This is a genomic window from Microvirga lupini (assembly GCF_014191055.1).
In the GTDB taxonomy this organism is placed as follows: Bacteria; Pseudomonadota; Alphaproteobacteria; order Rhizobiales; family Beijerinckiaceae; genus Microvirga; species Microvirga lupini_A.
In genome coordinates, this window is sequence record NZ_JACHWB010000007.1 from 21,847 (window position 1) to 34,850 (window position 13,004).

The 13,004-nt window shown below is 64.8% G+C and carries 13 protein-coding genes; 8 read left to right on the forward strand and 5 right to left on the reverse strand.

Annotation, left to right across the window (positions count from 1 at the left end; genetic code table 11):
• Window positions 1-191: 191 nt before the first annotated feature.
• Window positions 192-1,502 carry a tRNA uridine-5-carboxymethylaminomethyl(34) synthesis GTPase MnmE gene (mnmE, locus tag FHR70_RS19960; protein WP_183453499.1) on the reverse strand — a complete coding sequence of 437 codons (1,311 nt, stop codon included), beginning with the start codon at window positions 1,500-1,502 and terminating at the stop codon, window positions 192-194.
• A gap of 119 nt (window positions 1,503-1,621) precedes the next feature.
• On the opposite strand from mnmE, the gene FHR70_RS19965 reads away from it, so the two are divergent.
• A complete protein-coding gene (locus FHR70_RS19965; RefSeq protein WP_183453501.1) occupies window positions 1,622-3,646 on the forward strand; it encodes a thioredoxin domain-containing protein in 2,025 nt (674 codons plus the stop codon).
• Window positions 3,647-3,655: 9 nt separating this feature from the next.
• Here the strand turns inward: FHR70_RS19965 and FHR70_RS19970 are convergent, their stop codons facing one another.
• The gene (locus FHR70_RS19970; protein ID WP_183453503.1) at window positions 3,656-4,165 is read right to left on the reverse strand and encodes an Lrp/AsnC family transcriptional regulator; all 510 of its coding nucleotides are present in this window, start codon (window positions 4,163-4,165) and stop codon (window positions 3,656-3,658) included.
• Between the two features lie 122 nt (window positions 4,166-4,287).
• Here FHR70_RS19970 and FHR70_RS19975 point away from each other — a divergent pair, with 122 nt between their 5' ends.
• Window positions 4,288-5,196, forward strand: coding sequence for a DMT family transporter (locus tag FHR70_RS19975; protein WP_183453505.1), 909 nt, complete (start codon window positions 4,288-4,290; stop codon window positions 5,194-5,196).
• Between the two features lie 194 nt (window positions 5,197-5,390).
• On the opposite strand, the gene rho is transcribed toward FHR70_RS19975, so the two are convergent.
• Window positions 5,391-6,656, reverse strand: coding sequence for a transcription termination factor Rho (gene rho, locus FHR70_RS19980; RefSeq protein WP_183453507.1), 1,266 nt, complete (start codon window positions 6,654-6,656; stop codon window positions 5,391-5,393).
• Between the two features lie 259 nt (window positions 6,657-6,915).
• Between rho and FHR70_RS19985 the strand changes: the two genes are divergently transcribed.
• A complete protein-coding gene (locus tag FHR70_RS19985; RefSeq protein ID WP_183453509.1) occupies window positions 6,916-7,350 on the forward strand; it encodes a pyridoxamine 5'-phosphate oxidase family protein in 435 nt (144 codons plus the stop codon).
• Window positions 7,351-7,353: 3 nt separating this feature from the next.
• On the opposite strand, the gene hemJ is transcribed toward FHR70_RS19985, so the two are convergent.
• Both hemJ and hemE read right to left on the reverse strand, forming a co-directional pair.
• Window positions 7,354-7,779 (reverse strand): protoporphyrinogen oxidase HemJ, encoded by a 426-nt coding sequence (gene hemJ / locus FHR70_RS19990; RefSeq protein WP_183453753.1) that lies wholly within the window; start codon window positions 7,777-7,779, stop codon window positions 7,354-7,356.
• A gap of 9 nt (window positions 7,780-7,788) precedes the next feature.
• Window positions 7,789-8,826: a uroporphyrinogen decarboxylase gene (gene hemE, locus FHR70_RS19995; protein ID WP_343058854.1), complete on the reverse strand. Its 1,038-nt coding sequence runs from the start codon at window positions 8,824-8,826 to the stop codon at window positions 7,789-7,791.
• Between the two features lie 380 nt (window positions 8,827-9,206).
• Here hemE and FHR70_RS20000 point away from each other — a divergent pair, with 380 nt between their 5' ends.
• The 5 genes from FHR70_RS20000 to dnaQ all read left to right on the forward strand — a co-directional run bounded on the left by FHR70_RS20000 (window position 9,207) and on the right by dnaQ (window position 12,990).
• Window positions 9,207-10,037, forward strand: coding sequence for a pyruvate, phosphate dikinase/phosphoenolpyruvate synthase regulator (locus tag FHR70_RS20000; protein WP_183453511.1), 831 nt, complete (start codon window positions 9,207-9,209; stop codon window positions 10,035-10,037).
• 3 nt (window positions 10,038-10,040) lie between these two features.
• Window positions 10,041-10,658, forward strand: a complete 618-nt coding sequence (locus FHR70_RS20005; protein WP_183453513.1) for a Maf family protein — start codon at window positions 10,041-10,043, stop codon at window positions 10,656-10,658.
• A 146-nt stretch (window positions 10,659-10,804) separates the two neighbouring features.
• The gene (locus FHR70_RS20010; protein WP_183453515.1) at window positions 10,805-11,653 is read left to right on the forward strand and encodes a shikimate dehydrogenase; all 849 of its coding nucleotides are present in this window, start codon (window positions 10,805-10,807) and stop codon (window positions 11,651-11,653) included.
• Window positions 11,650-12,255 carry a dephospho-CoA kinase gene (gene coaE, locus FHR70_RS20015; RefSeq protein WP_183453517.1) on the forward strand — a complete coding sequence of 202 codons (606 nt, stop codon included), beginning with the start codon at window positions 11,650-11,652 and terminating at the stop codon, window positions 12,253-12,255. Before FHR70_RS20010 ends, coaE begins: the two co-directional genes overlap by 4 nt.
• Window positions 12,256-12,270: 15 nt before the next feature.
• Window positions 12,271-12,990, forward strand: a complete 720-nt coding sequence (gene dnaQ, locus FHR70_RS20020) for a DNA polymerase III subunit epsilon (protein ID WP_183453519.1) — start codon at window positions 12,271-12,273, stop codon at window positions 12,988-12,990.
• Window positions 12,991-13,004 lie beyond the last annotated feature (14 nt).

A 13,004-nucleotide genomic window follows, 5' to 3' on the forward strand; every position in this document is an offset into this window, starting at 1 on the left:
TCTACGCAGCACCGGGTCACAGGTCAAAAGGGCAAAATGTTTCACGTGAAACATTTTGGGCGATCCCCACCTCTGCACACCCCGTCCACAGCCTGTGCAGAGGGGATTCAGCACCGTTCCACCGATTCGTGAACAGCCGAAACCGGGAGTCTCACAGATTCGCGAAAGGGTTACCGCGCGTCCGGCTCTTTCTATTTGCCGATACAGAAGCTGGAGAAAAGCCTGTCGAGCACGTCCTCCACATCCACCCGACCGGTGATCTCGCCGATGGCACGGGCCGAGAGCCTCGCCTCTTCCGCCGCAAGCTCCAGCGGTCCCCGGCTCGCCAGCATGTCTCGTGCGCGGACGAGGCACTCATGAGCACGCTCCAAGGCTTTTCGATGGCGCTCCCGGGTGATCACAGCATCGCCCTGCCCCATCAGGCTCGCCGCCTCCGCCTCCAAGCGGGAGATCAGCTCCGGCAGCCCCTGGCCGGTCGCCGCCGCGATCATCACGTCACAATCAAGCCGGGCGCCGCCGATATCCGCCTTCGTCCCGACCTTCAGCAGGCGCCGGGCCGGAGGGGGCGCGCTCCCCTCCCCGTCCGGCGGCACGAGCCAAAGGACGAGGTCGGCGTCCTGCACGCGAGCGCGGGCGCGGGACACGCCCTCTTGCTCGATCAGGTCGGCGCTCTCCCGCAGGCCCGCCGTGTCGACGACGATCACCGGCAGGCCACCGAGATCGCAATGGACCTCGATCACGTCGCGGGTGGTGCCGGCAATCGGCGACACGATGGCGACGTCCCGCCGAGCGAGCGCATTGAGCAAGGTCGACTTACCGGCATTGGGCGGGCCGGCGAGCACCACGGTGAGGCCCTCCCGCAGCCGCTCGCCGCTGCGGTTGGCCAAAGCTCGGCCGATCTCTCCCTGGACGCCGTCGATCATCCGGAGGATGTCCTGTTCCAGATCCTCCGGCACGTCGCCCTCGTCGGAAAAGTCGAGGCTCGCCTCAAGCAGCGCCAGGACCCGCAGGATGGACTCGCGCCAATCCTCGGCAGCATTGCCGAGACGCCCGCCGAGCTGGAGCATGGCCTGCCGGCGCTGGGCTTCCGTCTCGGCATCGATGATGTCGGCGATACCCTCGACCTGGGAGAGATCCATTCGCCCGTTGAGAAAGGCCCGACGGGTGAACTCGCCGGCCTCGGCTGGGCGGCAGTTCTCGATGGAAGAAAGAGCCCGCAGCACGGCAGCCCGGGTGGCGAGGCCGCCATGGATGTGCAGCTCGGCCTGGTTCTCGCCGGTAAAACTTCGTGGTCCCGGCATCCAGAGCACGAGGGCCTGATCGAGGGGATCGCCGGTCGTCGGTTCGCGCAGGGTCCGCACCACGGCTCGCCGGGGCTCCGGCACCCCTCCGGTCATCCGCTCCAGGAGGTTGCGGCTCTCCGGCCCGCTGATCCGGATCAGACACACGGCGGCCCGGCCGTGACCGGAGGCGATGGCGAAGATCGTGTCGTCCGAGCGCATGCGGGTGAACCTCGTGAGCAGAAGAGGACTTAACTCTGGCAAAGCCCTAAAAACAAACAAGCATGTAGGATCAGGCTGACGAGCCCCGCCGGGTTACCCCGGAGTCAGGAGCAGGATTCATGAACCGCCTCAAGGACGCCTCGTCCCCCTATCTCCTGCAGCACCGGGACAATCCTGTCCATTGGTGGGAATGGGGGCCCGAGGCCCTGGCCGAGGCCACGCGGCAGAACAAGCCGATCCTGATCTCCATCGGCTATGCCGCCTGCCATTGGTGCCATGTGATGGCGCACGAGAGCTTCGAGGATCCGGACACCGCCGCGGTCATGAACGAGCTCTTCGTGAATATCAAGGTCGACCGGGAGGAACGGCCCGATGTGGATCATGTCTATATGAGCGCCCTGCACCTGTTGGGCGAGCCCGGCGGCTGGCCGCTCACCATGTTTCTGACTCCGGAGGGCGAGCCCTTCTGGGGCGGCACCTACTTCCCCAAGGAACCGCGCTTCGGCCGCCCCGGCTTCGTGGCGGTGCTCCGCGAGATCAGCCGCCTCTATCACGCGGAGCCCGAGCGGGTTCTGAAAAACCGCGATGCCATCAAGCAGCACCTCGCCAAAGTTGAGGCGGGCGACGGCGGCGGGCTCGATCTCGCCGATCTCGACCGGATGGGTTTGCGCCTGACGGAGCTGATCGACACGGAGCATGGCGGGCTGAAAGGAGCGCCGAAATTCCCCAATCCGCCCATCCTCGAATATCTCCTGCGCTATGCTGGCCGCACCAACGACGGCGCCGCACGGCATCGCTTTCTTCTGACCCTGGAGCGGATGGCGCTAGGCGGCATCCAGGATCATCTCGGCGGCGGCTTTGCTCGTTACTCGGTCGACGAGCGCTGGCTCGTGCCGCATTTCGAAAAAATGCTCTACGACAACGCGCAGCTCCTGGAGCTCTATGCTTTAGGGTTCGCGGAAACCGGCCGTCCCCTCTTCCGGCAGGCGGCCGAGGGCATCGTCACTTGGCTCGAGCGGGAGATGACCACGCCGGAGGGCGCCTTTGCCTCCAGCCTTGATGCGGATTCGGAGGGTGAGGAAGGCCGGTTCTATGTCTGGAGCCTGCCCGAGATCCGCGAGAGCTTAAGCGAGGAGGACGCCGCCTTTTTCAGCAAAGTCTACGACATCAGCCCGGAGGGCAATTTCGAGGGCCACAACATCCCGAACCGGCTCATCTCCGGCGAAGCCCCCGCCCCCGTGGAACAGCGTCTTGCTGCCCTGCGCGAGAAACTCCTGGAGCGGCGCGCCTTGCGGGTGCGGCCCGACCTCGACGACAAGGTGCTGGCCGATTGGAACGGCCTGATGATCGGCGCCCTCGTGCGAGCCGCGCCCCTTCTCGGGCGTCCGGATTGGATCGCGCTGGCGCAACGGGCCTATCGCTTCATCTCCGTGACGATGAGCCGCGACAACCGGCTCGGCCATTCCTGGCGCGGGGGTTCCCTGATCTTCCCGGGCTTCGCCCTCGATCATGCCGCCATGATGCGGGCCGCGCTCGCTCTTCATGAGGCGACCTCCGACACCGCCTACCTGCGGGATGCTGAAAAATGGCGCGACGTCCTGCTCCGGGAGTTCATGGTCAGGGAGACCGGCTGCCTCGCGATGACCGCTCAGGGAGCGGACCCTCTCGTTGTGCGACCGCAGCCGACCCATGACGAGGCCGTGCCCAACGCCAACGGGGTCTTCACGGAGGCGCTCGTGCGGCTGGCCCAGATCACGGAGACGACCGATGACATCCAGAAAGCTGCCGATGTCCTGAGCCGGCTCGTGGGCGTCGCCCGTGGCTCCCCGCTCGGCCACACCTCGATCCTCAACGCCCTCGACCTGCACTTGCGGGGCTTGAGCATCGTCGTCACGGGAAACAATGCAGCATCCCTCCACGAGGCGGCCCTGCAGATCCCCTATCCCGACCGCAGCGTGCGCTGGTTGCGCGGTGACGAAACGCTGGACGACAATCATCCCGCCAAAGCCCTCGCCGCCTCCGGCACGCAAGCGCAGGCCCTTGTCTGCGCCGGGCAGCGCTGCTCGCTGCCCGTCATGGATGCGGAAGGGTTGAAGGCGCGGGTGCGGGAAATGCTGGCGGAGGAACCCGGCAGCCCGGCATGATGCCCTGCCTCAGCAATCCGGCTCCGATTTAATCCCTTCCCGCTTCAGATGCGTCAGCGGCAGGGCTGCATCGGATTTCACGCGCGTCAGGGCAAAGTTGGAGCGGATGTCGCCGATCATCGGCAGGGTCAGGAGCTTTTCGGTGAGCAGGCGCTCATAGGACTTGAGGTTCGGCACCACGATCTCGGCCATGAAGTCGGCGGTTCCGGATACCATGTGGCAGGCCACCACCTCGGGCATGCCTAGAAGCGCCTCCTGGAGGGCCTGCGCATTGTCGCGGGAATGCTTTTCGACCTTGATCTCGACGAAGACGGTGAGGCCCAGGCCCACCGCTTCCCGGTCGAGCACGGCTCGGTAGGTGCGGATGAAGCCGTCCCGTTCGAGGCGGCGCACCCGGCGCAGACAGGGTGAGGGCGAGAGGCCAACCTGATCGGCCAGTTCCTGATTGGTCAGGCGCCCGTCTGACTGCAAGGCATTCAGGATCCGCAGGTCGATGCCGTCGAGATCGATATAGGGCATGAGCTCACACGAGATGATTTGGCGCAATCTTCTGCCAATTACACGTCCCCTTCAAGATGAACTTTGCAAGGACATGCCCTGCCCCGCAAGTCTATGCTCAAGGCCATCGAAGGAGGCCTGCCATGTCCGATCTTGCTGGCACATCGCCGCACCCCACCGCCCGACATGTCCTCGTCGGCTGGCTGGCAGCGCTCGCCACCGTGACGATTTGGGCGCTCTGGGCCGTTGCCACCCGTCATGCGGTCACGCACGATCTGCCGCCTGCCGCCGTAGGCCTGCTGCGCTTTGGGGTGCCAGCCCTGGTGCTCGCCCCGATTGCCTGGCGCATCGGTCTTTTCCCCAAAGACTTGAGCCTCCTGAAAGGCCTCGGCCTTCTCGGATCCGGCGCTCCGTTCTTTCTCATCGTGGCGTGGGGCATGCAGTTCGCGCCTGCGGCGGAGATCGGTCCGCTCCTGCCGGGCACCATGCCGCTTTTCGTGGCCCTCATCGGCTGGCTGCTTTTCGGGGAGCGGCTTGCGGGTGTGCGGGTCCTCGGCTTCGTCCTGATCCTGGTCGGCATCGCGGGCATCGGCGGCTATGGGGTGCTGTTTGCCGCTGATGGCGTCTGGCGCGGTCATCTCCTGCTGCTCACCGGCGCGGGCCTGTGGGGGATCTACACCCATGCCTATCGCCACTCCGGATTGTCGGTCCTGCAGGCCGCGGCCCTCATCGGGCTCTGGTCCTTCCTGATCCTCCTGCCTTTCGGCATGCCGCCTCTCGTGCAGGCATTCGGCAAGGGCCTCGCCGGTCCGATCGTCCTGCAGGCGCTGCTCCAAGGTCTGCTCTCGGGCGTTGCCGGGATCATTCTCTACGGCATGGCCATCGACCGCCTTGGCGCCTCGCGGGCGGCGGCCGTGTCGCCCCTGGCGATCGTGCTCGCGGCGCTCATCGCCATTCCGGTCTTGGGAGAAATCCCAAGTCCCGCCGCGTGGGTCGGCATCATCCTGGCGACCTCGGGCGTTGTGCTGGCGAGCGGCATCGTCAGCCGATAATGCGGCAATCCCTGAGGCACAGGAGCACGGATGTTCTTTTTCTTCTCGAACCGACTGGGCTGTGCAGGCTCGCTCCTGATCTCCGCCGTGCTGACCCTGATCGTGTTGGCGTTGATGGGGGTGTTCTGAGCGCAAAGAAAAACCCCACCCTCTGAGGAGAGGATGGGGCTGATGATCGGAGCCGACGTTCGGGCTCAGGTGTTCATCGAATCGAAGAAATCGCTGTTCGACTTGGTCTGACGCAGCTTGTCGAGCAGGAACTCGATGGCGTCCACCGTGCCCATCGGGTTGAGGATGCGGCGCAGCACGTACATCTTCTTGAGCGTGTCGGCCGGAACAAGCAGCTCTTCCTTGCGAGTGCCGGAGCGGGTGATGTCGATGGCCGGGAAGGTGCGCTTGTCGGCGACCTTGCGGTCCAGGATGATCTCCGAGTTGCCGGTGCCCTTGAACTCCTCGAAGATCACCTCGTCCATGCGCGAGCCGGTATCGATCAGCGCGGTGGCGATGATCGTGAGCGAACCACCCTCCTCGATGTTGCGCGCCGCACCGAAGAAGCGCTTCGGGCGCTGCAGGGCGTTGGCGTCGACACCGCCGGTGAGCACCTTGCCGGAGGACGGCACCACCGTGTTGTAGGCGCGGCCCAGGCGGGTGATCGAGTCGAGCAGGATCACCACATCGCGGCCGTGCTCCACGAGGCGCTTGGCCTTTTCGATCACCATCTCGGCCACCTGCACGTGGCGGGTCGCCGGCTCGTCGAAGGTGGAGGCCACAACCTCACCCTTCACGGAGCGCTGCATGTCGGTGACTTCCTCCGGCCGCTCGTCGATGAGCAGCACGATGAGGTAGCACTCGGGATGGTTGGTGGTGATCGACTGCGCCACGTTCTGCATCAGCACGGTCTTACCCGTGCGCGGCGGCGCCACGATGAGCGCGCGCTGGCCTTTGCCGATAGGCGACACGATGTCGATGATGCGCGGCGAGAAGTCTTTTCGCGTTGGATCGGCGATTTCGAGGTTGAAGCGCTCATGCGGGAAGAGCGGCGTCAGGTTGTCGAAGTGAACCTTGTGCCGGATCTTCTCCGGATCCTCGAAATTGATCGTGTTGACCTTGAGCAGCGCGAAATAGCGCTCGCCCTCTTTGGGCCCACGGATCGGGCCGTCCACCGTGTCGCCGGTGCGCAGGCCGAATTTCCGGATCTGCGAGGGCGACACGTAGATGTCGTCCGGTCCGGGCAGGTAGTTCGAATCGGCCGAGCGCAGGAAGCCGAAGCCGTCCTGCAGCACCTCGACGACGCCCGCGCCGATGATCTCCACCTCGCGCGCCGCCAGCTGCTTGAGGATCGCGAACATGAGCTCCTGCTTGCGCATGGTGCTGGCGTTCTCGACCTCGAGCTCCTCGGCGAAGGCGATGAGTTCGGTGGGCGTCTTGGATTTCAGATCTTGAAGCTTGATTTCCCTCATCGGGGAACACTCTCGGGGTAAGGTCGCGGGCAGGATGAAGCTGGACGCGGGGAGATTGAGAAAAACGTTCGACAGGGCCGCCGGGTTCACGAACCGTGACTGGAGAGCCCTGAGGGCCCGTGCAGCGCACCTGACTTGGAGGAAGGAGAATTCTTATTTAGCGGTTTTCTTCGGCGATCACAAGAGCCTTCATCGCCTGTCTCTGGAACGGATGGTTTCGGAGGGAGGTTATCGCTGGCCGATCAAGGAGAAAACCGCCGTGAGCCAGCTGACCCTCGCCGACCTGTCCGACAAGATGCGCGACATCGACTTCGCCATGCTCTCGACCCATGCCGAAGGCGGCGAGATCGCGGGCCGGCCCATGAGCAACAACGGCGATGTTGCCTATGAGGGCGATTCGTTTTTCTTCTCCTACGAAGACACGCGGACCATCGACGACATCAAGCGGGATCCGAAAGTGTCACTGGCCTTCCAGGGCAGCAAGAGCCTTCTCGGCAAGCCCCCGATCTTCATTGCGGTCGAAGGGCGCGCCGAGCTGATCCGCGACAAGAAAGCCTTCGAGCAGCATTGGACGAAGGATCTCGAAATCTGGTTCAAGGACGGTATCGACACACCGGGCCTCGTCCTGATCAAGGTCCACGCCACCCGCATCCATTACTGGCACGGCATGGATGAGGGCGAGATCAAGCTCTGAGCATCATCCAAACGGCTTCACGATCACCAGGATCACGATGCCGATCATCAGCACGGTCGGCACCTCGTTGAGGATGCGATAATATTTCGCCGGACGTGTATTCTTGTCGGCGGCGAACTCCTTCAGCCGGCGCACATAGACGCCGTGCAGGCCGGACATGATCAGCACCAGGGCGAACTTGGCGTGCATCCAGCCGGAGGTGTACCAGCCGCCGTCCCAGACGAGGTAGAGGCCGAGCACCCAGGTGACGATCATGGCCGGGTTGATGATCGCCTTGAGCAGGCGCCGCTCCATGATCTTGAACGTCTCGGACTGGATCGAGTCCTTCGGTGCATCGCAATGATAGACGAAGAGGCGCGGCAGGTAGAGCATGCCGGCCATCCAGGCAATGACGGCGATGAGGTGAAACGCCTTGAGCCACAGATACAACATTATGTTTTAAGCCCCCCGCACACGGGCGATCATCTGCGCCACGTGGTCGATCGGTGTCTCCGGCAGAATGCCGTGCCCGAGATTGAAGATATGCGGGCGGCCGCGCACGGTGCTGAGGATGTGATCAATCCCCTGCTCCAGCGGTTGGCCGCCGGCGATCAGCGCCAGCGGGTCGAGATTGCCCTGCGTGGCCAGCGTGTTCGGCAGTGTCGGCAGCACCAAGGCCGGATCGAGGGTCCAGTCGAGCGCCAGCCCGTCGCCGATCCCGGCTGCGGCGAAGCGGTGGAGATTGGCCCCGCCACCGCGCACGAACACGATCACCTTGGCGTCGGGCCGTGCGGTTTTAAGACCTTCCACCATGCGGCGGATCGGGTTGAGCGACAGCCGGTCGAACAGGGCCGGCGGCAGGGCCGAGCCGAAACTCTCAAAGATCTGCACGGCCTCGGCGCCTGCATCGATCTGGCGAATGAGATAGGCCGTGGATGCCCGCACCAGGCGGTCGATCAGCTGGTCCATGAAGGCCGGGTCGCGATAGGCGGTCAGACGGGCGGGCGCTTGGTCCGGGGTGCCCTTGCCGGCGATCATGTAGCTCGCCACCGTCCAGGGCGCACCGCAAAAGCCGAGGAGTGTGGTCTCCTTCGGCAGGCTCTTGCTCAGGCGATCCAGGGTCTCGAAGACCGGATCGAGCCGCTCCAGCGGCAGCTCGTCGGCGAGCCTGGAAAAATCCTTGGCCTCGGTGACCGGATCGAGCCGGGGTCCCTCATTCTCGACGAAGCGCACGTCCTGTCCGAGTGCATGGGGGATGACCAGGATGTCGGAGAACAGGATCGAGGCATCGAAGCCGAAGCGGCGGATCGGCTGAAGCGTCACCTCCTCGGCAAGCCTCGGATTGTAGCAGAGGTCGAGGAAGGAGCCCGCCTGCTTCCGGGTCTCCCGGTATTCCGGCAGGTAGCGGCCGGCCTGACGCATGATCCAGATCGGCAGAGGCCAGACCGGCTCGCCGTTCAGCACGCGCAAAATCGCCTTGGTGGAACGTGTGCTCACAGGGCCTCTCTTAAAAGAAGAATCTTTGAATCTTAGAATCTGATGTTTCTCTTGGGCCGTGAATCACAAAGCCGCAACCCCGTCCACAGGCGGTCCACACGGCCCGGGGCTTTAAGGGTTCATTAACGGATGGGGCGGGCTCGCCACAATCCTTTCCGAAATCTTAAAGCTTAACAGCCCGTTAACGAAGCTTAACCAAACCTGAATCAAATTCTTGGCGCTGATTCGTGCCGGATTCTCCCAGAAGGCCGATTCCAGACTCGCACAACCGGGAGCCCTGTTGATGGTTTGCAGGGAATCCCACAGGGCCTTTTGCTGGACCTCTCAGCTCAAGCGTTTTATCCACACTCATCGACTCCTCTTCATGGAGAATTCGGGCCGTGGGACGCAGCTATTTTCATCTCCATCTCGTCTCCGACTCCACGGGCGAAACCCTGATCACCGTCGCCCGCGCGGTAGTGGCGCAATATGAAGGAGTGGCGGCCATCGAGCATGTCTATCCACTCGTGCGCTCCAACACCCAGTTGGAGCGGGTGATCCACGAGATCGAGACGGCGCCGGGCATCGTGCTCTACACTCTGGTCGAGCAGGAGCTCTCCAGCCGGCTGGAGGAAGTCTGCCGCGCCACCGGCTCGCCTTATCTCTCCGTGCTCGAGCCGGTGCATGCCCTGCTCTCCTCCTATCTCGGCACCCATTCGACCGCGCGGCCCGGTGCGCAGCACATGCTGAACGCCGAGTATTTCAAGCGCATCGACGCCATGAACTTCACACTCCTGCACGATGACGGGCATCTGCCGCACGATCTCGACGAGGCGGACGTGATCCTGGTCGGCGTGAGCCGCACCTCGAAGACCCCAACCTCGGTCTACCTCGCCAACCGGGGATTGAAGACCGCCAACATCCCCCTCGTGCCCGGCGTGCCGCCGCCGGCAGTGCTGGAGACGGCGAAGACCGCGCTGATCGTCGGCCTCGTGGCGACCCCTGAGCGCATCGTGCAGATCCGGCAGAACCGGCTCTTGAGCCTGAACGCCGATGACGACACCTCTTACGTGGACCGCGAGGCGGTGGCCGAGGAACTGGCGGCGTCCCGGCGGCTCTTTGCCCGCAACGGCTGGCCGGTGATCGACGTGACCCGCCGCTCCATCGAGGAGACGGCGGCCGCGATCATCGATCACTACCGCGACCGTCGCCAGCGCCTGAACGCGAGTTGAGCCATGCCAGCCCTCTGGACCCCTTCGGAAAAACTGCTGCTCGCCTCCACCAGCGCCACCCGCCTCGGCCTGCTCGTGAGCGCGGGACTTTTCGTCGAGACGCAGAATGCCGGCATCGACGAACGCGCCATCGAAGAGGCAGCCGCTCATGAGGCCCTCGACCCGTTGTCGCTCGCGGGGCGGCTTGCGGCGGAAAAGGCCCTGGCGGTCAGCCGCCGCCATCCGGACAGGGTGGTGCTCGGGGCCGATCAGGTCCTGGACTGCGACGGCGAGGTGTTTCACAAGCCGGCTGACCGGGCGGCCGCCCATGCCCAGCTCAAGCGCCTCGCCGGTCGGCAGCACAATCTTCATTCCGCAGGAGCCCTTGCCATCGGCGGGCAGGTGGTCGAGCGCTTCTCGGGAACCGCCCGTCTCACCTTGCGACCCCTGACGGACGAGGCCATCGACCTCTATCTCGACCTCGCGGGCCCCGATGTGCTCAAAAGCGTCGGCGTTTACCAGCTCGAAGGCTTTGGCATTCATCTCTTCGAGGCGGTGGAGGGAGACCACTCCACGATCCTGGGGCTGCCTCTCCTGCCGCTTCTCGCTGCCCTGCGCCGCCTCGGCTGCTTGGCGCTTTAAAGCCTTCGACCCAAAAGTGGATTCCACTTTTGGGATTGAATCCGATGCTTTCTTCTTGAATGAGAGCATCGTGTGTCCGGAAAACCGGATCCACTTTTCGCTGACGCGGCCCTCCGGGTCCGCACGATGCTCAAGGACTAGAATTCATGACGAAGGCCTTCGTCGTCGGCCATCCGATCAAGCATTCCCGCTCGCCGCTGATCCATGGTCACTGGCTGAAAGCCTATGGGCTCGACGGCTCCTATGAGCGCATCGATGTGGCGCCTGTGGATTTCGGGGAATTCTTAAGCGGCTTTCACGCGCAAGGCTATGCCGGCGGCAACGTCACCCTGCCCCACAAGGAGATGGCCTTCCTCGGCGTCGCGCGCAGGACCCAGCGGGCGCAGCGCGTGGGCGCGGTCAACACCCTGTGGGTCGAGGACGGGGTGCTCTGGGGCGACAACACGGACGCCCTCGGATTCATCGGCAATCTCGATGCGACGTTGGGGATAGGCTGGGAACAGGATGTGGAAACCGCCCTCGTGCTCGGCGCCGGCGGGGCCGCGCGCGCCGTGGTGGCGGGCCTCCAGGACCGGCCCCTCAAGCGCATCTTCGTGGCGAACCGCACGGGACTGAAGGCGGAGGATCTCGCCCGGGATCTCAGGCCGGGTAGTTCGGTTCCCATCGAGACCGCCGCCTGGGAGGCGCTCGGGCGGGTGGTTCCCCATGCGCAACTCATCGTCAACACCACGTCGCTGGGCATGGCGGGTCAGCCGCCACTCGCCATCGACCTCTCCCGCGCGCCCCGCAATGCCGTGGTGGCGGACATCGTCTACGTTCCGCTGGAGACACCTCTCCTGGCGGCCGCGGCGGCCCAGAATTTACGAACCGTCGACGGTCTCGGCATGCTGCTGCACCAGGCGGTGCCGGGCTTCCGGCGCTGGTTCGGCGTTACCCCGGAGGTCACGCCGGATCTGCGGGCGCTGATCCTGGCCGATCTCGAGGCCTCGACATGACCTTCGTGCTCGGACTCACCGGCTCCATCGGCATGGGCAAGTCGGCCACCGCCGATCTCTTCCGCAAGCTCGGGGTTCCGGTTCACGATGCCGACGCCACCGTGCACCGGCTCTATCGCGGCCGCGCCGCGCCGTTGATCGAACGCGCCTTTCCCGGCACCGCGAGAGACGGCGCCGTTGACCGGGTCAAACTCGGGGCCGCCGTTCTCGACAGCCCGGAGCGCCTGAAGCAGCTCGAGTCCATCGTGCATCCCCTGGTGCGGGAGGAAGAGGAGACTTTTCTTCAACAGATCTCCGCACTCGCGCCCATCGCCGTGCTGGACATTCCCCTGCTGTTCGAGACGGGAGGCGAGGCGCGCTGCGATGCCGTTCTCGTGGTCACGGCGCCCGCCGAGGTCCAGCGCCAGCGCGTGCTTGCCCGGCCCGGCATGACGGCGGAGAAATTTTCTGCCATCCTGGCCAAGCAGATGCCGGACGCCGACAAGCGCGCCCGGGCGCATTTCCTGGTCGACACCAGCCGCGGCTTTGCTTCCGCCGAGGCTCAGGTGCGCTCCATCCTCGTTTGCCTCGCCGCCCGTCCCGGCCGGCGTCACCGTTTTTGATGAAGAGTTTTTGCGATGTCGCGTGAAATCGTTCTCGATACCGAAACCACCGGCACCGACCCGGCCAAGGGCGACCGTGTCATCGAAATCGGCTGCGTCGAGATGCTCAACCACATCCCCACGGGTAAGAGCTATCACGTCTACATCAACCCGGAATGCCCGGTCTCGCCCGGCGCCTTCGCGGTGCATGGGCTCTCGGACGAGTTCCTGGCCGACAAGCCGGTCTTTGCGGCGATTGCGGACGAGTTCGCGGAGTTCGTCGGCGATGCCCGGCTCGTCATCCATAACGCGGCCTTCGACATCGGCTTCCTGAATGCGGAATTCGCCCGCACCGGGCACCGGCAGTTCAACTTGGCCGACGCGGTCGATACGCTCAGTATGGCGCGGCGCAAGCATCCAGGCGCGGCCAACAACCTCGATGCGCTCTGCGCCCGCTACGGCATCGACAATTCCCGGCGCACCAAGCACGGGGCGCTCCTCGACGCCGAGATCCTGGCCGAGGTCTATATCGAGCTCATCGGCGGCCGGCAGGTGGGCTTCGACCTCACGCTCCAGCCCTCGGCCCGCCGCAGTGCCGCAGCGGCGGAACAGGCCGCCCGCAATGCCCGGCCGCGCACCCTGATCTCCCGCCTGACGGAGGCCGAGCGCGCGGCGCATGAGGCCTTCATCCAGTCTCTCGGATCGAGCGCGATCTGGCGCGAGTACCTCGGTGAGACGAAGCCTGAGGCGTCGTAATCGATCCTGGAGCG

Bases quoted from the DNA above. Each gene is read 5' to 3' on its own strand.
- coaE (WP_183453517.1), top strand. From the start codon at position 11,650: ATGACCTTCGTGCTCGGACTCACCGGCTCCATCGGCATGGGCAAGTCG.
- FHR70_RS19970 (WP_183453503.1), bottom strand. From the start codon at position 4,165: ATGCCCTATATCGATCTCGACGGCATCGACCTGCGGATCCTGAATGCC.
- FHR70_RS19965 (WP_183453501.1), top strand. From the start codon at position 1,622: ATGAACCGCCTCAAGGACGCCTCGTCCCCCTATCTCCTGCAGCACCGG.
- rho (WP_183453507.1), bottom strand. From the start codon at position 6,656: ATGAGGGAAATCAAGCTTCAAGATCTGAAATCCAAGACGCCCACCGAA.
- mnmE (WP_183453499.1), bottom strand. From the start codon at position 1,502: ATGCGCTCGGACGACACGATCTTCGCCATCGCCTCCGGTCACGGCCGG.
- dnaQ (WP_183453519.1), top strand. From the start codon at position 12,271: ATGTCGCGTGAAATCGTTCTCGATACCGAAACCACCGGCACCGACCCG.
- FHR70_RS20010 (WP_183453515.1), top strand. From the start codon at position 10,805: ATGACGAAGGCCTTCGTCGTCGGCCATCCGATCAAGCATTCCCGCTCG.
- FHR70_RS19975 (WP_183453505.1), top strand. From the start codon at position 4,288: ATGTCCGATCTTGCTGGCACATCGCCGCACCCCACCGCCCGACATGTC.
- FHR70_RS20005 (WP_183453513.1), top strand. From the start codon at position 10,041: ATGCCAGCCCTCTGGACCCCTTCGGAAAAACTGCTGCTCGCCTCCACC.